This is a genomic window from Mycobacterium marinum, from assembly GCF_003391395.1.
GTDB lineage: Bacteria > Actinomycetota > Actinomycetes > Mycobacteriales > Mycobacteriaceae > Mycobacterium > Mycobacterium marinum.
The window spans coordinates 1545688-1565054 of record NZ_CP024190.1 but is presented as its reverse complement, the minus strand read 5'-3'; the positions used below and the strand labels follow the sequence as shown (position 1 = coordinate 1565054).

22 protein-coding genes are annotated in these 19367 nt (G+C 65.9%); 10 read left to right on the top strand and 12 right to left on the bottom strand.

What is annotated here, in order from left to right; translation table 11 throughout:
* Window positions 1-7: 7 nt before the first annotated feature.
* On the bottom strand, window positions 8-703 hold the full coding sequence (locus tag CCUG20998_RS06535; protein WP_020732178.1) for a ferritin-like fold-containing protein: 696 nt from the start codon (window positions 701-703) through the stop codon (window positions 8-10).
* 262 nt (window positions 704-965) lie between these two features.
* On the opposite strand from CCUG20998_RS06535, the gene CCUG20998_RS06530 reads away from it, so the two are divergent.
* Both CCUG20998_RS06530 and CCUG20998_RS06525 read left to right on the top strand, forming a co-directional pair.
* Window positions 966-2519: a DEAD/DEAH box helicase gene (locus CCUG20998_RS06530; RefSeq protein ID WP_020732177.1), complete on the top strand. Its 1554-nt coding sequence runs from the start codon at window positions 966-968 to the stop codon at window positions 2517-2519.
* Between the two features lie 14 nt (window positions 2520-2533).
* Window positions 2534-3748 carry an Rv3212 family protein gene (locus CCUG20998_RS06525; RefSeq protein WP_020732176.1) on the top strand — a complete coding sequence of 405 codons (1215 nt, stop codon included), beginning with the start codon at window positions 2534-2536 and terminating at the stop codon, window positions 3746-3748.
* A 22-nt stretch (window positions 3749-3770) separates the two neighbouring features.
* Here the strand turns inward: CCUG20998_RS06525 and CCUG20998_RS06520 are convergent, their stop codons facing one another.
* On the bottom strand, window positions 3771-4571 hold the full coding sequence (locus CCUG20998_RS06520) for a ParA family protein (protein ID WP_020732175.1): 801 nt from the start codon (window positions 4569-4571) through the stop codon (window positions 3771-3773).
* Between the two features lie 76 nt (window positions 4572-4647).
* Between CCUG20998_RS06520 and CCUG20998_RS06515 the strand changes: the two genes are divergently transcribed.
* From CCUG20998_RS06515 to CCUG20998_RS06505, 3 genes are read left to right on the top strand one after another with little or no spacing between them, the layout of a single operon-like run.
* Complete coding sequence (locus CCUG20998_RS06515; RefSeq protein ID WP_020732174.1) at window positions 4648-5247, top strand: acid phosphatase; 600 nt, start codon at window positions 4648-4650, stop codon at window positions 5245-5247.
* Window positions 5244-6344, top strand: coding sequence for an isochorismate synthase (locus tag CCUG20998_RS06510; protein WP_099052622.1), 1101 nt, complete (start codon window positions 5244-5246; stop codon window positions 6342-6344). The genes CCUG20998_RS06515 and CCUG20998_RS06510 overlap by 4 nt, the downstream gene beginning before the upstream one ends.
* Window positions 6341-6823: a GNAT family N-acetyltransferase gene (locus tag CCUG20998_RS06505; protein ID WP_012393208.1), complete on the top strand. Its 483-nt coding sequence runs from the start codon at window positions 6341-6343 to the stop codon at window positions 6821-6823. The genes CCUG20998_RS06510 and CCUG20998_RS06505 overlap by 4 nt, the downstream gene beginning before the upstream one ends.
* Here the strand turns inward: CCUG20998_RS06505 and CCUG20998_RS06500 are convergent.
* The gene (locus tag CCUG20998_RS06500; RefSeq protein ID WP_012393207.1) at window positions 6775-7206 is read right to left on the bottom strand and encodes a hypothetical protein; all 432 of its coding nucleotides are present in this window, start codon (window positions 7204-7206) and stop codon (window positions 6775-6777) included. The two genes, CCUG20998_RS06505 and CCUG20998_RS06500, sit on opposite strands and share 49 nt — an antisense overlap.
* Window positions 7207-7330: 124 nt before the next feature.
* On the opposite strand from CCUG20998_RS06500, the gene CCUG20998_RS06495 reads away from it, so the two are divergent.
* Entirely contained in the window at window positions 7331-8296 is a 966-nt protein-coding gene (locus CCUG20998_RS06495; RefSeq protein ID WP_020727247.1) for a diacylglycerol/lipid kinase family protein, read from the top strand.
* A gap of 283 nt (window positions 8297-8579) precedes the next feature.
* Window positions 8580-8834 carry a transcriptional regulator WhiB1 gene (gene whiB1, locus CCUG20998_RS06490; RefSeq protein ID WP_012393205.1) on the top strand — a complete coding sequence of 85 codons (255 nt, stop codon included), beginning with the start codon at window positions 8580-8582 and terminating at the stop codon, window positions 8832-8834.
* Window positions 8835-8896: 62 nt separating this feature from the next.
* Here the strand turns inward: whiB1 and CCUG20998_RS06485 are convergent, their stop codons facing one another.
* Together CCUG20998_RS06485 and CCUG20998_RS06480 are read right to left on the bottom strand one after the other, a co-directional pair.
* A complete protein-coding gene (locus CCUG20998_RS06485; RefSeq protein WP_020732172.1) occupies window positions 8897-10396 on the bottom strand; it encodes a sensor histidine kinase in 1500 nt (499 codons plus the stop codon).
* Between the two features lie 49 nt (window positions 10397-10445).
* Complete coding sequence (locus CCUG20998_RS06480) at window positions 10446-10661, bottom strand: biotin/lipoyl-binding carrier protein (protein ID WP_012393203.1); 216 nt, start codon at window positions 10659-10661, stop codon at window positions 10446-10448.
* 190 nt (window positions 10662-10851) lie between these two features.
* Between CCUG20998_RS06480 and CCUG20998_RS29240 the strand changes: the two genes are divergently transcribed.
* A complete protein-coding gene (locus CCUG20998_RS29240) occupies window positions 10852-10926 on the top strand; it encodes a 50S ribosomal protein bL37 (RefSeq protein ID WP_011728008.1) in 75 nt (24 codons plus the stop codon).
* Between the two features lie 96 nt (window positions 10927-11022).
* On the opposite strand, the gene rsrA is transcribed toward CCUG20998_RS29240, so the two are convergent.
* Window positions 11023-11328 (bottom strand): mycothiol system anti-sigma-R factor, encoded by a 306-nt coding sequence (gene rsrA / locus CCUG20998_RS06470; RefSeq protein WP_020732171.1) that lies wholly within the window; start codon window positions 11326-11328, stop codon window positions 11023-11025.
* A complete protein-coding gene (locus CCUG20998_RS06465) occupies window positions 11325-11975 on the bottom strand; it encodes a sigma-70 family RNA polymerase sigma factor (protein WP_161965336.1) in 651 nt (216 codons plus the stop codon). Before CCUG20998_RS06465 ends, rsrA begins: the two co-directional genes overlap by 4 nt.
* 316 nt (window positions 11976-12291) lie before the next feature.
* Here CCUG20998_RS06465 and CCUG20998_RS06460 point away from each other — a divergent pair, with 316 nt between their 5' ends.
* On the top strand, window positions 12292-13140 hold the full coding sequence (locus CCUG20998_RS06460; RefSeq protein ID WP_020732169.1) for an SDR family oxidoreductase: 849 nt from the start codon (window positions 12292-12294) through the stop codon (window positions 13138-13140).
* 11 nt (window positions 13141-13151) lie between these two features.
* Window positions 13152-13607 (top strand): YbaK/EbsC family protein, encoded by a 456-nt coding sequence (locus CCUG20998_RS06455; protein WP_020732168.1) that lies wholly within the window; start codon window positions 13152-13154, stop codon window positions 13605-13607.
* 25 nt (window positions 13608-13632) lie between these two features.
* On the opposite strand, the gene CCUG20998_RS06450 is transcribed toward CCUG20998_RS06455, so the two are convergent.
* The 5 genes from CCUG20998_RS06450 to CCUG20998_RS06430 form a co-directional block, all read right to left on the bottom strand.
* On the bottom strand, window positions 13633-15765 hold the full coding sequence (locus tag CCUG20998_RS06450; protein WP_103653981.1) for a hypothetical protein: 2133 nt from the start codon (window positions 15763-15765) through the stop codon (window positions 13633-13635).
* A gap of 171 nt (window positions 15766-15936) precedes the next feature.
* Window positions 15937-16284, bottom strand: a complete 348-nt coding sequence (locus CCUG20998_RS06445) for a YbaB/EbfC family nucleoid-associated protein (protein WP_011740506.1) — start codon at window positions 16282-16284, stop codon at window positions 15937-15939.
* On the bottom strand, window positions 16281-17801 hold the full coding sequence (gene espB / locus CCUG20998_RS06440) for an EspB family ESX-1 secretion system-associated protein (protein ID WP_103653980.1): 1521 nt from the start codon (window positions 17799-17801) through the stop codon (window positions 16281-16283). The genes CCUG20998_RS06445 and espB overlap by 4 nt, the downstream gene beginning before the upstream one ends.
* Window positions 17802-17879: 78 nt before the next feature.
* Window positions 17880-18476, bottom strand: a complete 597-nt coding sequence (locus CCUG20998_RS06435) for a hypothetical protein (protein ID WP_020732164.1) — start codon at window positions 18474-18476, stop codon at window positions 17880-17882.
* Window positions 18477-18698: 222 nt separating this feature from the next.
* Window positions 18699-19313, bottom strand: a complete 615-nt coding sequence (locus CCUG20998_RS06430) for a hypothetical protein (protein ID WP_020732163.1) — start codon at window positions 19311-19313, stop codon at window positions 18699-18701.
* Window positions 19314-19367: the final 54 nt, after the last annotated feature.

Below are 19367 nucleotides of genomic sequence, written 5' to 3'. Positions count from 1 at the left end.
AGGGCAGTCAGCCGAGGCCGAGCTCACTCATCCGCTTGTCGTGCGTCTGCTGCAGACGTTCGAAGAACGTGCCGAGCTGGCTGAGACCACCGGTGCCGGCGACCACCAGGTCGACCAGCTCGTCGTGGTCGGCCAGCAGGAACTGGGCCTGCGTGATGGCCTCGCCCAACAGACGACGCGACCACAGCGCCAGCCGACTGCGCTGTTTCCCGCTGGTTGTCACCGCGGCACGCACCTCGGCGACAACGAACTGAGAGTGGCCGGTCTCGGCCAACGCCGCCCGGACCACGTCCGCAACTTCATCGGGCAGCCCACCCGCGATCTGCAGGTAGAGATCGGCGGCCAGTGCGTCACCCACATAGGTCTTCACCAAGGCTTCCAGCCACGTACTCGGCGTGGTCAGCCGGTGGTAATTCTCCAGCGGCGAGACGTACTTGGACATGGCCGGCACCACATCGACACCGCGCCGTTCCAGCGCGTCCCGCAACAGCTCGTAATGCCCCATCTCAGCCGACGCAATGCTCGCCATCGAAATACGTCCCCGCAGGTCCGGGGCCATCCGCGCCTCGTCGGTCAGCCGGTAGAAGGCGGCCACCTCGCCATAGGCCAGCAATGCGAACAACTCGTTGACGCCGGGGTGATCCGCCGATAGCTGTGGCCCGGTCGAATCGGCCACCTGATCGGCGGATGAGGGCGAAGTCATGGCAACACTCTAGTCGGCGAGAACGACGGAAAGCCGGTGGCCGTGAGCCGACCAGCTATGATGAAGGTTAGGTAGCGGCCGTATGTTTGTGCTGCCGCTACCAGTGCAATGTGCGTGCACGTAGCTGGCCCCGCCCAGACGAGCAGTGGGCCGGCGACTCGGCGACGTATCGGAGTCGGAAACTCGTGCGCGCGATGAACCGCGATTGAGATGACCGACCAATAAATACCGATACTGTCACCGAAAGGCTCTTTACTCCCGTATGACTGCGCTGAAAAGCACAACCGAAACAACCCCAAAAACATTTGCTGAGCTTGGAGTTCGCGACGAAATAGTACGCGCACTGGGCGAACGGGACATCGAGTGTCCTTTCGCCATCCAAGAACTCACCCTGCCGCTGGCACTGGCCGGAGACGATCTGATTGGCCAGGCCCGTACGGGCATGGGCAAGACCTTCGCGTTCGGCGTGCCGCTGCTGCAGCGGGTCAGCTCCGGAACCGGCGTGCGACCGCTGACCGGCGCCCCCCGCGCCTTGGTCGTGGTCCCCACTCGCGAGCTGTGCTTGCAGGTCACCGAGGACCTGGCGGTGGCCGCCAAGTACCTCACCGCCACCACCGAGACCGGCGACCAGCGCCCGCTGTCGGTGGTCTCGATCTATGGCGGACGCGCCTACGAGCCGCAGATCGAGGCCCTACGGGCCGGCGCTGACGTCGTGGTCGGCACCCCCGGCCGGCTGCTCGACCTGAGCCAGCAGGGCCATCTACAGCTGGGCGGATTGTCCGTGCTGGTCCTCGACGAAGCGGACGAGATGCTCGACTTGGGCTTCCTACCCGATATCGAGCGCATCCTGCGCCAGATTCCCGGGGACCGGCAGTCGATGCTGTTCTCGGCGACCATGCCAGACCCGATCATCACGCTGGCGCGGACCTTCATGATCCAGCCCACCCACATCCGGGCCGAGGCGCCACACTCCCTGGCCGTGCACGACACCACCGAGCAGTTCGTCTACCGCGCCCACGCCCTGGACAAGATCGAGCTGGTCACCCGGATACTGCAGGCCCGGGAGCGGGGCGCGACAATGATCTTCACCCGTACCAAGCGCACCGCGCAGAAGGTTGCCGACGAGCTGAACGAGCGAGGTTTTGCGGTCGGCGCCGTCCACGGTGACCTCGGACAGGTGGCCCGCGAGAAGGCCCTCAAGTCCTTCCGCAGCGGCACCGTCAACGTGCTGGTGGCCACCGATGTCGCGGCGCGCGGTATCGATATCGACGACGTCACCCACGTCATCAACTACCAGTGCCCCGAGGACGAGAAGATGTACGTCCACCGCATCGGGCGCACGGGCCGGGCCGGCCGCACCGGCGTCGCCGTCACGCTGGTGGATTGGGACGAACTGCCCCGCTGGACGATGATCGACAAGGCATTGGGCCTGGGCTCACCGGACCCGGCCGAGACGTACTCCAGCTCGCCACATCTCTACACCGAGCTGTCGATCCCGACCGACGTCGCTAGCACCGTGGGCCCGCCGAGCAAGTCCGGGTCCAAGCCCCGCGCCGCGGAGAAACAAGACGGCCAGCAGAGCGAGAAGTCGGGGCGCACGCGCTCGGACTCTGCGCGCCGGCGGCGCACCCGCGGCGGCAAGCCGGTCACCGGACACCCCGCCACCACGCCGGTGGCCAGTGGCGAGACGGCCACCGAGACGGGGTCGGGTTCCGGTGCGAGCTCTCCATCAGGCAACGCCGGGGCCACCCGGCGCCGTCGCCGCCGTCGCAAGCCTGCCGGCGTCCAAGACAACGCTGCCGCATCGGCTAACTGAACCTGCACCCACGCATGGTGAAGCCGGAACGGCGCACCAGGGGTGACATCCTGGCCGCCGCAGCGATCGTGGTGGTCATCGCACTCGTCACGTTGCTGATCTGGTGGACCAGTGATGCGCGGGCGACCGTAAGCCGGCCGGCCGCCGTTCCGGCGCCCAACCCCAGCCCCGCCCGGGAGGTGCCGGGCACGCTCAAGCAGCTCTGGACGGCGGACAGCCCGGCCACCCGCGTCCCGGTGGTGGCGGGCGGGACGGTGGCCACCGGCGCGGGACGCCTGGTGGAAGGGCGGAACCCGACCACCGGTGAGACGCTGTGGAGCTACTCGCGCGACACCGACCTGTGCGGCGTGAGCTGGGTGTATCGCTATGCCGTCGCGGTGTACCGCGATGATCGTGGTTGCGGCCAGGTGAGCACCATCGACGGATCGACCGGTCGTCGCGGACCCGCCCGCAGCAGCTACGCGGACCCACAGGTGCGCCTGTCCTCCGATGGCACCACGGTGCTATCGGCCGGCAGCACCCGCCTGGAACTGTGGCGGTCCGACATGGTTCGGATGCTGTCCTACGGCGAGACCGACGCCCGGGTGAAACCGGCGAACCGGGGCCTGCACTCCGGATGCACGCTGGAGTCCGCCGCGGCGAGCTCTTCGGCGGTCTCCGTGCTCGAAGCCTGCCAGGACCAGGCGGACCTGCGGCTGGTGCTGCTGCGCCCGGGCAAGGAAGAAGACGAACCCGAGCAACGGATCGTGCCCGAACCCGGGATTCGCGCCGGGTCGGGCGCACGGGTGCTGATCGTCTCGCAGAACAACACCGCGGTGTACCTCCCGTCGCCTCAACCCCACGTCGAGGTGATCGATGAAACCGGCACTACCACGGCAAGCACCTTGCTGCCCGGTCCGCCGTCACCGGCGGCCGTGGTGTCCCAGACCGGCAACCTGGTGACCTGGTGGACCGGCGATGCGTTGCTGGTCTTCGACACCGGAAAATTGACCCAGCGCTACACCATCGCCGCCGGTGACACGGCCGCGCCCCTGGGCCCGGGCGTGATGATGGCGGGCCAGCTGCTGGTACCGGTCACCGGCGCCGTGGGGGTCTACAACCCGGTCAGCGGCGCCAGCGTCCGCTACATCCCGGTGGACCGGCAGCCGAACACCTCGGCGGTGGTCCCGGTCGTGGTGGGTTCCACGGTGATCGAGCAGCGCGGCGACGCCGTGGTGGCACTTGGCTGACCGCCGGTGTGCCCGGGCGCGGCTAGGGCTCGACCGAGAAGGTGGGCAGGGGCTTGCCGGTCTTCCAATGTTTGAGCAGTGCCTGCGCCAGCTCGCGATAGGCCAGCGCGCCCTTGTTCTTGCGTCCGGCCAGCACCGACGAACCCGACGCGGTGGCTTCGGCGAATCGCACGGTGCGTGGGATCGGTGGCGCCAGCACCGCCAGGCTGTACCGATCGGCGACGTCAAGCAGCACGTCGCGGGTGTGGGTGGTACGCGGGTCGTACAGCGTCGGCAAGGCGCCCAGCAACCGTAGGTCTGGATTGGTGATCTGCTGCACGTCGGCGACCGTGCGCAGGAACTGCCCCACGCCGCGGTGCGCCAGCGTCTCGCATTGCAGCGGGACGATGACCTCGTCGGCGGCCGTCAACCCGTTGAGCGTGAGCACACCCAGCGACGGCGGGCAGTCGATGATGACGACGTCGAACTCGTCCGACAATTTGGCCAGCGCCCGTTTGAGCGCATACTCACGACCGGCCCGCATCAACAACATCGCCTCGGCACCGGCCAAGTCGATGTTGGCCGGCAGCAGCGTCATTCCCTCCATCGTCGTCACCAATGCGGCGCTCGGCTCGACTTCCCCGAGCAACACCTCATGCACCGACACCGTCAGTTTGTCGGGGTCGTGGCCCAGCGAGAAGGTCAGGCACCCCTGCGGATCCAAATCGACCAGCAGCACCCGCTGCCCCTTATCCACCATTGCCGCACCGAGCGAGGCCACCGTCGTCGTCTTGGCCACCCCGCCCTTCTGGTTGGCCACCGCCAGTACCCGGATCTCTGTCACAGTGTCATCCTGGCATGCGCTCGGCAGTCTGACTGGGGCGACGGGTCCGGCATGTCGTCCGGCACAATCGTTCGGCATGGGCGTGCACAACCACCGACTCCTGCTGCTCCGCCACGGCGACACCGAATGGTCGAAATCGGGCAAGCACACGGGTCGAACCGACATCGAGCTGACCGAAACCGGCCGCGCGCAAGCGGAGCTGGCTGGGCGGGCGCTCAACGAGCTCGAACTCGACAATCCGCTGGTGATCAGCAGTCCCCGCAAGCGAACCCTGGCCACCGCCGAGTTGGCCGGGCTGACCGTCGATACGGTCTCCGAACTGGTCGCCGAGTGGGATTACGGTTCCTACGAAGGCCTGACCACGCCGCAGATCCGCGAATTCGAGCCGAATTGGCTGGTCTGGACGCACGGATGCCCCGGCGGGGAATCCGTGCAGCAGGTCACTGAGCGCGCCGACCGGGCCATCGCACTTGCGCTAGAACACATGACTTCACGTGATGTGGTGTTCGCCAGCCACAGCCACTTCTCCCGGTCAGTGATAACGCGTTGGGTCGAATTGGCATTGGTCGAAGGCAGCCGGTTCTACATGCCCACCGCTTCCATCGCCATTTGCGGATTCGAGCACGGGGTGCGTCAGCTGAGCGCGCTCGGATTGAAAGGGTTTTCGGACAGTTGAGAGCCAGCGAACCGCCGTTCGCACTGTGCGGGCCCCGGGGAAATCTGATTGCCGAAGGGGTGCGTACCAGTTACTCCGAAATTGCGGCGGCCCAGGCCGCACTGCGCTCCGGATCAGCACCAATGTTGTTGGGCGCGTTTCCTTTCGACGTAAGCCGACCCGCGGCGCTGATGGTGCCGACGTCGGTGCGACGCGAGACGGGGCTGCCCGACTGGCCCACCGAAGCGCCGCCCAGGGTGCGCATCAGCGCCGCGGTGCCGCCACTTGCCGAACACCGCGCTCGGATCACCCGCGCGCGAGATCAGCTGGCCGCACCGCAGGGCTTGCTGCACAAGGTGGTGCTGGCGCGGGCCCTGCAGTTGACCGCGGAGACCGCTCTGGACGCTCGAGTCGTCCTGCGCAGGCTGATGGCGGCCGACCCCACGTCCTACAGCTATCTGGTCGACCTGACCGCGGCTGGAGATTGCTACACCGGAGCGGCCCTGGTGGGCGCCAGCCCCGAGCTGCTGGTCGCCCGATTCGGCGATCAGGTCACCTGCCAACCCTTCGCCGGCTCCGCTCCACGCTCCGCGGATCCGGAGATCGACGCCGCCAACGCGACGGCGCTGGCCGGTTCGGCCAAGAACCGACACGAGCATCAACTGGTGATCGACACCATGCGCGAGGCGCTGGAGCCGCTCTGCGACGAGCTGAAAATCGCACCGGAGCCCGAACTGACCGGTACCGCCGCGGTCTGGCATCTGTGCACTCCAGTCATTGGTAAACTGCGCGATACCGCAACTACGGCAATCGATCTGGCATTGGCACTGCACCCCACCCCCGCGGTGGGCGGTGTGCCGACGAACGCCGCCAGCGAGCTCATCGCCGCACTGGAGGGCGACCGCGGTTTCTACGCGGGAACAGTCGGCTGGTGCGACGCGGGCGGTGACGGCTACTGGGTGGTGTCCATTCGCTGCGCACAGCTGTCAGCCGACCGGCGCACCGCGCTGGCGCACGCCGGCGGCGGCATTGTCGCCGAATCCAATCCCGATGACGAAGTCGACGAGACCACAACGAAATTCGCCACAATATTGACCGCTCTAGGAGTCAAACAATGACCGAGAACATCCGCCGGGCCAAGCCGGAAGACACCGCTGAAATTACCGCCATGATCCGCGAGCTCGCCGAGTTCGAGCGCGCCGCCGACCAATGCACGGTCAGCGAAAAGCAGATATCCACAGCACTTTTCGGAGCTCTGCCGACGGTGCGGGGACACATCGTCGAGATCGACGGTCAGATCGCGGCGATGGCGCTGTGGTTTCTGAACTTCTCCACCTGGGACGGCGCCGCCGGGATCTACTTGGAAGACCTTTACGTGCGGCCGCAATTCCGCCGGCGTGGGCTGGCCCGAAGGCTGCTGGCGACGCTGGCCGCCGAATGCCTGGACAACGGTTACACGCGGCTGTCCTGGGCGGTGCTGAACTGGAACTCCAATGCCATTGCGGTCTACGACGCCGTCGGCGGGCAGCCGCAGAACGAATGGACCACCTACCGGCTGTCTGGCCCGGATTTGGTGGCACTGGCCGGACCCCGCTGATCCCCGGCGCCGGCCCAGCGCAGCGATGGGGGGCTGAACAGCAGCAGCAACACGGTCAGTGCCACGGCCCCCAGCGGAATGCCGAACACCGGCTGGTGCGAATCAGCGGTCAGATACCAGGCAACCGGCAGCAGCAGTAGCTGGGTGACCACGGCCAGCCCCCGACCCCAGCGCCTACCGGCCACCAGAGCACATCCAGCGGCCAGCACCGCGGCACCGATGAGGACAAACCACACCGCGGTGCCCAGGCCGTTGACCAGGCGCTGATCGGCCCCTGCGAGCCCGCGCACTGCCAACACCGCCGCCACGATCAGCCCTGCGGCCCCCTGCACCGCCACGACCACTCCAGCGCCGCGGATGGGGGTCGGGGCTGGCACAGTCACAGCCTCAGCGTAATCGTGGGGCCACGCCGAGGCGCACTCACGGCGCCGGGGCGCCCGATGGCGCGGCTAACCCGAAACAGACGACACCGACGCAGCAGGTTTACACGGCCTAGGCTCATGCCTCATGCGCGCCGTGTTGATCGTCAACCCAACCGCCACCTCCATCACACCGGCGGATCGCGAACTGGTGGTCAACGCGCTCAAGGGCCGCCTGGATCTCGACATCGAACACACCAAACATCGTGGCCACGCCACCGAGCTGGGCGAAGCGGCCGCCGCCGCCGGAGTGGACCTGGTGGTTGTGCACGGCGGCGACGGCACGGTAAGCGGAGTGATCAACGGAGTCCTGGGCCGCCCCGGCTCAACCCCGACCGGCCCGCTGCCGGCCATCGCGGTCATTCCCGGCGGCTCGGCAAACGTCCTGGCCAGGTCGCTCGGGATCTCGCACGGCCCCGTTGCCGCCACCAACCAGCTGCTTCAGCTGCTCGATGACTACCGCCGCCGCCCGCAGTGGCGTCGAATCGGACTGATCGACTGCGGCGAGCGCTGGGCCGCCTTCAACACCGGCATGGGCGTGGACGCCGAGGTGGTCGCCGCGGTAGAAGCCGAGCGCGACGGCGGCAGGAAAGTCACCCCCTGGCGCTATGTCCGCGCGACGGTGCCCGCCATGCTGTCCAACGCCGGCCGCGAACCCGCACTCAAGCTGGAGATTCCGGGCCGTGAACCGGTCACGGAGGTGAGCTTTGTCTTCGTGTCCAACGCCAGTCCATGGACCTTCGTGGGCAACCGGCCGGTGTGGACCAATCCGGGCTGCACCTTCGAAACGGGCCTCGGAGTATTTGCCATGAGGAACATGAAGACGATCCCGACGCTGCGGCTGCTGCGGCAGATGTTGGCCAAACGACCGAAGTTCGACAGCAAACGCCTCGTCCGCGACGACGACGTCCCAAGCCTGCGTGTTACCAGCACAGCCGCGCCGGTGGCCTGTCAGTTCGACGGGGACTACCTTGGGGTGCGCCAAACCATGACGTTCAGGGCCGTTCCGGAAGCGGTGGCGGTGGTCGCCCCTCCCCCCAAAAATCCCTGCTGAGCTGGGAAAAACCAAGTCGTGACAAGGTCGCGACAGCCAATCTGCCCTCAACCGACGAGGCAGTGTAGTACAACTGTATAAGGGCTTTGGTAAGAGATCACCAAAGTGAGATAGCCCACGCGCTCACGTAACACTATTGACATCTGCGAAGCCTGTGAAACGATCAAAAGGTTGCATGCGAAGACATGTAGGGCTACAGAAACCTTTTCTTGTGCACATCGTTAACCGCCAAGGAAAAATCGGCTGTGCGCATTGCTGCGCACTTAGTGAGGAGTAGTGACTAATGGATTGGCGCCACAAGGCGGTCTGCCGTGACGAAGATCCGGAGCTGTTCTTCCCGGTTGGGAACAGCGGTCCGGCAATCGCGCAGATCGCTGACGCGAAACTGGTCTGTAATCGGTGCCCTGTGACCACCGATTGCCTCAGCTGGGCCCTGAACACGGGCCAGGACTCGGGCGTCTGGGGCGGTATGAGCGAAGACGAGCGACGCGCCCTAAAGCGCCGCAACGCACGGACCAAGGCCCGCAGCGGAGTCTGACAACTCGGTACGCAGCTGTACGGCCCCGACAACGCGTCGGGGCCGTATTGTTGCGCGCTGCATTAGGCCAGCAGCCGGCCCCGGCGACCGATTGGCACTCGAAGCACCACGTCGGTACCTCGCCCGGGCGCTTCTCGCATCCCCAGCGAGCCATCCAGCTCCGCTGACACCAGGGTGCGCACAATCTGCAGGCCCAGGCTGTCGGACTTCTCCAAGCTGAAACCGGAGGGAAGGCCACGTCCATCGTCGTGCACCACAACATCGAGCCAGCGCGCCGAGCGCTCGGCCCGAATGGTCACCGCCCCCTGAGCCGCGGGATCAAATGCATGCTCGATCGCGTTCTGAACCAACTCGGTGATCACCATGATCAGGGCGGTCGCGCGATCGGAGTCCAGCACGCCGAGGTCACCGACGCGGTTGATCCGGATCGGCCTATCCACTGACGCCACATCGTTCATGATCGGCAAGATCCGGTCGATGACCTCATCGAGGTTGACCTGCTCATCGACGGACATCGACAGCGCGTCGTGCACCAACGCGATCGACGAAACCCGGCGCACCGACTCGATCAGCGCCTCTCGCCCCTCGGCATTGGTGGTGCGTCGGGCCTGCAACCGCAGTAACGCAGCAACGGTCTGCAGGTTGTTTTTCACCCTGTGGTGAATTTCGCGGATTGTCGCGTCCTTGGAGATCAGGGCCCGGTCCCGGCGCTTCACCTCGGTGACGTCACGAATGAGAATGGCGGCTCCGGCGCTGACACCGCCCACCACCAAGGGCAAAGTACGCAGCAGTACCGTCGCGCCTCCGGCGTCGACCTCCATCCGCATACTTCTGCCACCGACCAGCAGATCTCGGACATGCTCAGCCACTTCTTCGGCCTCAAACGGATCCGAAATCAGCGGCCGGGTCACTTCGATCAGCTCGTGGCCCTCCAACTCGGTGGTCAAACCCATCCGGTGGTAGGCCGACAACGCGTTGGGGCTGGCGTAGATGGCGACACCGTCGACATCGAGGCGGATGAAGCCGTCACCGGCCCGCGGCGTCGAACGCGACATGGCGACGTCACCGACATCGGGGAAGGTGCCCTCGGCCAACATCTGCAGCAGGTCGGTGGCGCAGTCGCGGTAGGCGCTCTCCAAGTGTCCGGACGCGCGTTCGGCGGCGACCGCGGTTTGATGCTGCGTCAACACCGCGACCACATGATCGCCGTAGCGCACCGGGGAGGCCTCGATGCTCGGCCCAGGCAGCTGGCCCAAGTGTTGTTGGTCGGCATCGCTGTCACGCCGGGCGCTACCGGAGGCGAACGTCTCGGCGACCAGCGGCAGCCGATCGGCTTCGACAACGCTGCCCACCGCGTCGGTCTGCAGAACCGTCGGCGCGGTGTTGGGCCGGCATTGCGCCACACAGACCAGGGCGCCATCGTCTCGGGCAACCCACATCAGGTAGTCGGCAAAGGACAAGTCGGCGAGCAGTTGCCACTCCCCCACCACCGCATGGAGGTGGTCCACCGCGTTGCCGGGCAGCATCGTGTTTTCGGCCAGCAAATTACCGAGAGTGGACATCAACAGGCTCCAGAGTCGCTCCCGGACGCGGGGTTTTTGGGTTCAAGGGCTAACTGATCACCGCGATGAGGTCGCCGGCCTGGATAACGTCACCCACGGCCACACTCACTTTGCTCACGGTGCCGCCGATTTCAGCCAGGACCGGGATCTCCATCTTCATCGACTCCAGCAGCACGACTATGTCGCCTTTGCCGATCTGGTCACCTTCACTGACAACGACTTCGAGCACGCTGGCCACGATCTCGGCGCGAACATCCTCGGACATCTTCACCCCACTCGGTTCGGCCATTGCACATGCCGGCTGCTGGTCTATCGGCTCATGTATATCGAACCATAAGGCCACCCGGGGTCGCGGCGCGCGGGCTAGTGCGGTGGCACTGACTCCCGCGTGAGACACTTGCGACAACCCGGGCGGAACCTGGCCGCTCTGCATCGATCAACTACGGAGGTTCATCATGGCCAAGCGTGGCCGTAAGAAGCGCGACCGCAAGCACAGCAAGGCCAACCACGGCAAGCGGCCAAACGCCTAGCTCAGCGGCATAACCGCCCGCCCGCCCAGCCAAGCAAGCCGAAGGCTACCCGCCCCGCGGCCAGCCCGCTGAGCGGGCGGTTTTGTCGATCGCTCGTTACTCGCCGCCCCGGATGATGGTGGTGCGGCTGATCTGTAGGCGTACCCGCTCCCGCAGCCCCTCCGGGGCCTTCTCGCCCTGACACTTGGTGGCAATCAGTAGCTTGATCCGCTCCTCGAGCCCGTAATGCTTCAGGCATCCGGGGCATGCCTCGAGGTGCTCCCGCAGCTTCTGGCGCGTTTCCGGGGTGCACTCGCCATCAAGCAAGGTCCACACCTCGGCGATCACCTCCGCACAGCCAAAGTAGCCGTGCGAATCCTCATTGTCCGGCAACGAGTCGGGTGAGCCGGGAACATCGCTCATGAAGACACCTCCTGGTGGGCCTGCTCACCGCGGACGAAGCCACGTTCCTTGGCCACATCCGCCAACAGGGTGCGCAGCTGCCGTCTGCCCCGGTGTAGCCGCGACATCACAGTCCCGATCGGCGTGTCCATGATCTCGGCGATCTCCTTGTAGGGAAAACCCTCCACGTCGGCGTAGTAGACCGCCATCCGGAATTCTTCCGGCAATGCCTGCAGCGCCTCTTTTATCTCAGTGTCCGGCAACGCCTCGAGGGCCTCGACCTCGGCCGAACGCAGCCCGGTCGAGGAATGCTCGGCGTTGGATGCCAGCTGCCAATCGGTGATCTCGTCGGTGGGATATTCCGCGGGCTGTCGCTGCTTCTTGCGATAGCTGTTGATGTAGGTATTGGTCAGAATCCGGTACAGCCACGCCTTGAGATTGGTGCCCTCCCGGAAAGAACGAAAACCCGCGTAGGCCTTGACCATGGTCTCCTGCAGCAGATCCTCGGCATCGGCCGGATTGCGCGTCATCCGCAGCGCGCCGCCGTACAGCTGGTCCAACAGGGGAATCGCGTCGCGCTCGAAGCGCGCAGTCAGCTGCTCGTCAGTCTCCTCAGGCGGCTCCGGGTCGGGCGCCTCAGCCGGGGTCACACCATCGATGTCGGCCATCTTGATAAACACGGTCCCTTCGGTCGAGGTGCCACCGGACAGCGTCGCTACCGACGCCGGACTCGCAAGGAAGCGCCCCAACCGCTCCTCGCCCAGCAGGCTCGTCGAGGTCGACACCAAGCTCCCTCCTCCCAATCTAAAGGCCACGACTGACAATGTCCGCGTCAGTCCGCCCTTTCCTTCGGCTCCCTCATCCCACCAACGCCCACGGTTGATGAGACCGCAATCAATCAACGGCATTTTCTCGCCCGCTATTTCCCGACCGATCCGCGATCCCGCAATCCTCGCTGATCCAGGGGGGCATTAGTGTGACGCCATGTCCCTTAACGGCAAGACCATGTTCATCTCCGGCGCCAGCCGCGGTATCGGCCTGGCGATCGCCAAGCGGGCCGCACAAGACGGTGCGAACATCGCACTGATCGCCAAGACCGCCGAACCCCACCCGAAGCTTCCGGGCACCGTATACACGGCAGCCAAAGAGCTCGAGGAAGCCGGCGGTCAGGCACTGCCGATCGTCGGGGACGTCCGCGACCCGGACTCCGTCAGCGCCGCCGTTGCCAAGACGGTGGAACAGTTCGGCGGCATCGACATCTGCGTCAACAATGCCTCCGCCATCAACCTCGGGTCCATCACCGAAGTGCCGATGAAGCGGTTCGACCTGATGAACGGCATCCAGGTGCGCGGCACCTATGCGGTGTCGCAGGCGTGCATCCCGCACATGAAGGGCCGGGAAAACCCGCACATCTTGACGCTTTCTCCGCCGGTGCAGCTGGACAAGAAGTGGCTGAAGCCGACCGCATACATGATGGCCAAGTTCGGTATGACGCTGTGCGCGTTGGGAATCGCCGAGGAGATGCGCGACGAGGGCATCGCCTCGAACACGCTGTGGCCCCGCACCCTGGTGGCAACCGCCGCGGTGCAGAACCTGCTCGGCGGCGACGAGGCGATGGGACGGGCCCGCAAACCCGATGTCTATGCCGATGCGGCCTACGTCATCCTCAACAAGAACTCCCGCGAGTACACCGGCAACTCGGCGCTGTGCGAGGACGTGCTGCTCGAGTCGGGAGTGAGCGACCTTTCGATCTACAACTGCGTGCCCGGGGCCAAGCTGGGCGTGGACCTGTGGGTGGAAGAGGTCAACCCGCCGGGGTACACGCAGCCCTGAGGCGCACCAGCGTGGCCATGGGCGCAACACCGGGGGTCGCCGCGCTCATCAAAGCCGGTGTGACACACGAACTCTTGCACTTCGAAGCTGTCACGGACCTCTCGGACCGCGCAGATATCGCGCCCGAGCAGGTGTTCAAGACTCTGATCATCGCGCTACCCGGCGAGTTGGCGGTCGCGGTCGTGCCGGTGCCGTCGCGCTTGTCGTTGAAGGCCGCTGCCTCGGCGTTGGGGGCGGCCAAGGCCAGCATGGCCGAGCCCGCCGACGCCGAACGGACAACCGGATACGTGGTCGGCGGCATCTCGCCGTTTGGTCAACGTAGGAAACTTCGGACGGTGGTAGACAGCTCGGCCCTCACGTGGGACCGGGTGCTGTGCAGCGCCGGGAAGCGGCATTGGGACGTCGCGGTCCCTCCGGCGGATCTGGTCAGATTGACCGACGCGCTCACCGCCGACATCCGGGCCTAGCGCAGGAACCGCGCGATGCCGTCCGTCATCCGCAGGCCGCGAGCTTCGGGTTCAGGGCGGCGTGCAGCAGCCCGCTGAGGTGTTTCCAGTACAGCCAGTCGGCGATGGCGGCCCGCGAATCGGCCGGTTCGGCGAGGGAATGCGCCTGGTCGAGGGCGAACCGTTGCGCGTGTTCGGCAAAGGTCAGAAACGCCCGCAGATGCGCCGCCTCGCGGTCGACGGCGTTGCTGGCCATCGGCTTCATCACTTCAAGCCACAGCATCGGGCGGCGATCACCCGGCGGTGCGGCAGCTAGCTGAATTGAGGACCCCAGGTCGGGCAACCGCAGGTTGAAGGTGGCCGCCAGTCTTTCCGCCGTAGCGGCCGCCGCCTCGGAATTCATTGTCTCCGAGGTGGCGCGAGTAGCGCGTCCATCCGCGTGCGCGGGGTCAGCCGCCGACGCCGGCGGCAGCAGATCGGTCAAACCGGCATCGCTGGTGTCCGCCAGCCATTGCGCGGCTTCGGGATTGACCACCTGCAGCCGGGACCGGCCGGTCATCTTTCCGCTGGCCGGGATGTCTTCTGGGTCCAGGACAATTCTGGCCACGCCCGGGTCGGAATCGGCGAACTGTTGCTCGGTGGCGATTACCGCTCGCAGTGTCTTGCCCTGACATGCCGCCCAGCGCTGCACGGCCCGCACTGGTCGAGTGGCCCAGCAGGCCCGCTCGGTGGCGGGAATGGCGTCATCCGCACTGGCCATCTGCACCGGCTCGGGCAACTGCACCCCATCGGGAATGTAGGCCAGCCCGTAGCTGTTGGCCACCACGATCGTGGCGTCGGTGGTCACCGCGGTCACCCAGAAAAATCCGAGATCGCCCTGCCCGCCACCGCCCGGTGCATTCAACGCCGCGGCAATGCGGCGCGCCAGTTGCAGCGGATCGGCCCCATTGCGACGGGCCGCGTCAGCGGTGGACGCCTCGGCGATGGCGTCGCGTTCGGCACGCGCCGCCGACACCGGGATGAGCGGCTCCATCACCGCCCCGGCATTGACCGCGGCGGCGCGTTCGGTGGCATCCAGGCCGATGGTCGGACCGGTCTTTGCGGCGGCCCGGGTGGTCGCCGCCGCCGGTCTGATGGGCGCACTCGAAGGCTTCTGCCCCACGGGTGCGGCCGCTCCGGCTCGCGGACCCGCGGCGGCACCGGCCGGCCCCGCCGAAGCGTGCTCGGTGGCCTTGTCCTGCTCACGCAGGGGCCCCGAAGGCTGCGACGGTGCCGGCGCCATCGGGTTGCCACGCCCGCCGGCACCTGGCGCGGACCGGGCCGCCGCGGCCCTCAACACCGGGCCCTGTGCCCCGCCATCGGCGGCAGCCGGTGCCGGCGACGCGGGCCCGGCAACGGATCCGGGAACAGGATGCGCCGGCGACGAAGGCATCATCGGCTGGCCCACCGGCGACATTGCCGCCGGCGCGGGCGGGATCCACCCCGGCTCGGCGGCACCGGGTGTTGACTGCTCGGCCTCCGGAACTATCACCGGGGTGACCGGCACCGGTTGTGCAGGCGCCGGCGGCGCGGGTTCTTGCTCGATCGGCTGCCCGGTCTGAACGTCACGGCGCTGCGGGGGTGCGGCCGATGGCGGCGTCCGTTGGTTGAGCAAGTCTTCCAGCGCATTACGCGGGGGGGTCCACGTCCTGCTCGCGAAAATCTGCTCAGTGGTGTCGGCGACCACGGCGACATTGGCCCCGTGCGTAGCGACGACCAAGCTTTCGATCGCAATGGCTCGCTCGGCGGCGGTGAGGCCGGGTTCGTTCTGCAGAACGAGGATCTGTTGGTGTGCGACCTCCGCGTTTGTATCAATGGCCAACTTGGCTTGCACAACCAAACCGGCAACATATTTGTGCCACGTAATCGCGGTGGCAAGGTCGTTCTGCAGGGTCATCAGATGACCGATATTGGTGCCGAGTTCGCCGTTGGCGGCATCGGCGGCACCACCCGACCAGACACCGTCGTCGAAAACTTGAGTCCGACGCTGTTGGCAACTCTCCAGCACTTCGGTGACTTGCCGCAAAACCTGCGTAAATTCCTGCGCCCGTTCATAAAAGGCGTCCTCATCGACCTCTGGCCATCCGCCCGGCTCCAATAGCTGGTCGAAATACCCACCCGTCGGCCTTAGCATGCTCATCGTTATTCCCCGCAATATTCGACACGACATATCAATCCGTACCTGCCGGCAACTTCGCCGCGGTCGCTGGCATCGTCAGCCCTGACCCGGTGATCGACTCTTGGGTGGACCTTGCGGCAAATCAGCGATTTGCCGGATGACACACGCCGACACCCGAACAGACGTTGCTCGTTACGTGATGCCCAGCCCCTTCTGGAGCTCACTGGAAATTCCGGCAAGCGACTCGAGGAACTGCTGCTGGCGGGCCTCGATGCCCGCGGACGCGACGGCATCGGCATCTTGGAGCGCCTCGTTGATTCGCTGCTCGACGGCTTCAGCACCCAGCCGTAGCAGACCTTCTTCGATATGCAGGTCGGTGAGCCACTGGCGTCCGTTCAGGGTCACGTCGACGGTCTTGGCTTCGTCGGTTCCGGCGAAGGATCCGCTGTTGGTCCGGTGCATCTGGTCTTCAAACGCGGACTGGAACTGCTGCGCCTGGCGCAATGCCTCGGCCACCTGCGGGTGCATCTGGGTGCTCATTTGGAGTCCTTACTGTTGGAGCCGGCCACGCTGTCGGGCCCGGCTTTGCTATCGGGGGCGGCACTCGCGTCCGGGCCGGCGACCTCGGCGGCGGATTTACGTGGGCGTTTGCCGATGAGGCCCTCGGTCCACGGCCGCTCTTCGGTGTAGAGCAACTCGTCCCCCGGCTCCGCGCGCTTGCCCTTACCGGTCTGCCCCGGGGCCTGTCCGGCGCCGGGGGCTCCCATGGGCGCCATGCCCGCACCGCCCGACCCCATCGCGGCCCCCGGCGCGGCGCCAGCCCCCAACAGATCGCGGCCACCGAGCTGCGATGAGATGGAGTCCGGTCCTATGGGAGGCCGCATCGACGCAGCGCCAGCTCCTCCGAATGAGGCCGGTTTGAGTTTCGGCGCCCCCGCCGAAAGACCCGTCCCGCCGCCGCGACCGGCAAAGGAGTCGGCCAGGGTGTTGCCCGGCAGCTGGGGGCTGCCGGCGAACGGTACGACGGGCATGTCGGTGGGGTTGGGCAGGGCCTCGTCCACTGGCCAGTCATCAGCCGGGGCGGGCACCGGATCGGGCCCGGGCGGCACCACGATCTGCTCGGGCGGCTTGGCCTGCGTGGGCGGATCGATTTTGACCTCATTGGCTTTGGGAGGCTTGGTTGGATGCACGGGCGGCAATGGAAAATTCGCCGCCCGTTCGTATTCCGCCAGCTCCTCATCCGATGTTTGCTGCAGCACCGCATAGATCGCAAGGATCTGGTTCCGCATATTCGTGACATCAGCCTTGGGGACGCTGCAGTACAGGTCGTCGAGGTCTCTCAGATCTGCGAAGCGAACCGTCTTTCCCTGGAACTGGATATGGCTGGCATGAAGCTGGCGTTGCGCGGCCGCAACCGTTTGGGCCTGGCTCGCCATGGTGCTACACAAGTCCGCCATCTGCCGCAGCCACGCGATCTGCCTGTCAAAATGGTCCTCGACGGCCGCTGCCGCTTCACCGTCCCAACGCTGAAAGGGTCCGAAGCGGTCGGTGGCCTCCAGCAACTTCAGCCGATAGTCCAGCCACGTCCTCGCGAAGTTTTCGAATGAATTGCCGTTGTCGGCCCACTCGATGGTCAATGCCCTGACCTTGAGATCTGCGTAGCCGTCAAGGCGGTGATCAGCTGCCATTGTGGAGACCCCGGCGTCGTCGAATGCCTCTGTTTCCGGCTCCGCACCTGCGGGGCCGGGGGTCGCCGCCGACACCGAGGCGCTGCCCGTGTCGAGGTCGGCCGCAGCGTGCTCGTCGACTTCCTCGTAGGCCTTGGCCGCGTTCCTCAACGACTGCGCCAGCCGCGCCCGCTCCGTGTCGAAATAGCCCAGATACTTGCGCATTTCACCGGCGGAGCGCGCAAGCTCTGCGGCAGCTTCCTTAGCCGGTGCAAAGTCGCACGGGGGCTGGGGATCTTCCGTCGGCAGCCCGGGTATCGGAGCCTCCAGCCGGGCCGCTCTGGCCAAGAGCTCCTCGCCTTCCACGGCGAGCACCTGTGCTAGCGTCACGCGAATCCTCCTCCTAGGGGCTATTGAAAATCGTGAAATTCACCGTCAGTGGCTGATAGACGCTGATAGACAATGAATTCAGTGTTCGAGCTGCAGAACGGGTCCGTCTTCGGCGGGTTCTGGCGCAGTCCCCGGGCCCTGCTGGGCCATCGACGCAACCCCCTGCAGCTGCCCCATGGTCTGGTTGACCAGGTTCGCGTACTGAGAAGCGTGTCCCGATAGCGTCGCGGCCTGCCCCGGCAGCGAACCCATCTGGGCCATGGTGGGCAAGGTGAACCTCGATGCGATCGGTATCTCGGGTTCAGCTGCCAAGCCATATCCGAGGGCTGCACTGCCCGCCATCAAGGCGTTGCCGCGAACAGCATACTCGGACGTCGTTGCGGCGGAGCGGAATTGGACCTGGCCCAATTGTTCTCCGAGCGACTGGTCAGCTTCCGCATAGATCGCGGCGGCGGCGACGAAATTGGACCCCGTCTTCGTCAGGGCGGAGTTGACGACGGGCAACGAGTCGGCCACCGGCGACTCGATAATCGGCAAGATTGCGTTGATGGCTGCCGACGCGGAATCCAGTCCGGTCGCAACGATCGGCGGCGGGGGCGTCGGCAAAGTCAGCTCCGCCAAATCGCTTCCAGCAATCTTCAGGCGGGAAGAATCGATGACCAGCTCCTTAGTCATGTCCAATCCCCTTACACGTGTTGCTATTTGAGCTAAAGCGGCCCGCGGCCGCCGCGCCTGTCTTCGTGGGGTGGGCCACAAAACGCCTGAATCCGCACCTAGCGCAGGCGTTGAGGCCCTGGGATCACCGTCGATCCGGTCAGAGTTACGAATCTCGCGATCGTCGGCTCGGGTTGCATCCGCTACGCGGCCGAGGCGTCGAAATCTGCAGCAGTCCCTCAGCTATCGGTATCGGGTGGAGAAAACCTCTGCTTGTTTTGCGGTGGCCTGTTCTTCGGACATCAAACCCATGGTGTTCTCCATGAAGTCACGCAATACCTCGCGCTCGTCAGTGCCCATCTCCGCCACGGGTTCCCACTCGGAATAGCTTCCCAACATGTAGCTGTGCTGGGCCGCCAACCCGTTTTGTCGAGCCAGGGCCGCGATGACCAGTACCTCCTCGGCGAGCTCGGCTTCACTCATGCTGGTCACCTTTGCCGACAGAGTGACTCGATGGATCCGGCCGTCCATCAGCGCCGACACCGACACCGTCCCAGGGGGGTTGACGACCGTGAACAGCGGGGCGCCATTCGAGTCGACGCCTTCCTCGGCACCCGCCGTCTCGGCGGCACCGTGGGGCTCTTCGATCTGCAATGGGGCGGTGTCGGGCTCGGTGTCTTCGTCTTCGACCTCGCCAGGCATGAACTGATCCATCGCATCGATGTCCGGTACTGGGTGTGTCGGGTCATCGGCGGCAAAGCCATCCAGGGCATCCGACTCCGCGCCGTCTTCGGAAACCTCCTCGGCGACAAAGAAATCCAGGGCGTCGAGATCATCGTGGTCGTGGTAGAGCGACATGGTGTCCCTTCTTTCTGCATCTGAAGCGCTAATGGTCGACCCCGGCGCGGTAGC

What these genes read in the sequence shown, in the direction of transcription:
- CCUG20998_RS06445 (WP_011740506.1), bottom strand. Translation starts at nt 16,284, where the DNA reads ATGAGCACCCAGATGCACCCGCAGGTGGCCGAGGCATTGCGCCAGGCG.
- CCUG20998_RS06460 (WP_020732169.1), top strand. Translation starts at nt 12,292, where the DNA reads ATGTCCCTTAACGGCAAGACCATGTTCATCTCCGGCGCCAGCCGCGGT.
- CCUG20998_RS06435 (WP_020732164.1), bottom strand. Translation starts at nt 18,476, where the DNA reads ATGACTAAGGAGCTGGTCATCGATTCTTCCCGCCTGAAGATTGCTGGA.
- CCUG20998_RS06530 (WP_020732177.1), top strand. Translation starts at nt 966, where the DNA reads ATGACTGCGCTGAAAAGCACAACCGAAACAACCCCAAAAACATTTGCT.
- CCUG20998_RS06495 (WP_020727247.1), top strand. Translation starts at nt 7,331, where the DNA reads ATGCGCGCCGTGTTGATCGTCAACCCAACCGCCACCTCCATCACACCG.
- CCUG20998_RS06485 (WP_020732172.1), bottom strand. Translation starts at nt 10,396, where the DNA reads ATGTCCACTCTCGGTAATTTGCTGGCCGAAAACACGATGCTGCCCGGC.
- CCUG20998_RS06515 (WP_020732174.1), top strand. Translation starts at nt 4,648, where the DNA reads ATGGGCGTGCACAACCACCGACTCCTGCTGCTCCGCCACGGCGACACC.
- CCUG20998_RS06535 (WP_020732178.1), bottom strand. Translation starts at nt 703, where the DNA reads ATGACTTCGCCCTCATCCGCCGATCAGGTGGCCGATTCGACCGGGCCA.
- rsrA (WP_020732171.1), bottom strand. Translation starts at nt 11,328, where the DNA reads ATGAGCGATGTTCCCGGCTCACCCGACTCGTTGCCGGACAATGAGGAT.
- CCUG20998_RS06465 (WP_161965336.1), bottom strand. Translation starts at nt 11,975, where the DNA reads ATGGCCGACATCGATGGTGTGACCCCGGCTGAGGCGCCCGACCCGGAG.
- CCUG20998_RS06480 (WP_012393203.1), bottom strand. Translation starts at nt 10,661, where the DNA reads ATGTCCGAGGATGTTCGCGCCGAGATCGTGGCCAGCGTGCTCGAAGTC.
- whiB1 (WP_012393205.1), top strand. Translation starts at nt 8,580, where the DNA reads ATGGATTGGCGCCACAAGGCGGTCTGCCGTGACGAAGATCCGGAGCTG.
- CCUG20998_RS06505 (WP_012393208.1), top strand. Translation starts at nt 6,341, where the DNA reads ATGACCGAGAACATCCGCCGGGCCAAGCCGGAAGACACCGCTGAAATT.
- CCUG20998_RS06450 (WP_103653981.1), bottom strand. Translation starts at nt 15,765, where the DNA reads ATGAGCATGCTAAGGCCGACGGGTGGGTATTTCGACCAGCTATTGGAG.
- CCUG20998_RS06430 (WP_020732163.1), bottom strand. Translation starts at nt 19,313, where the DNA reads ATGTCGCTCTACCACGACCACGATGATCTCGACGCCCTGGATTTCTTT.
- CCUG20998_RS06525 (WP_020732176.1), top strand. Translation starts at nt 2,534, where the DNA reads ATGGTGAAGCCGGAACGGCGCACCAGGGGTGACATCCTGGCCGCCGCA.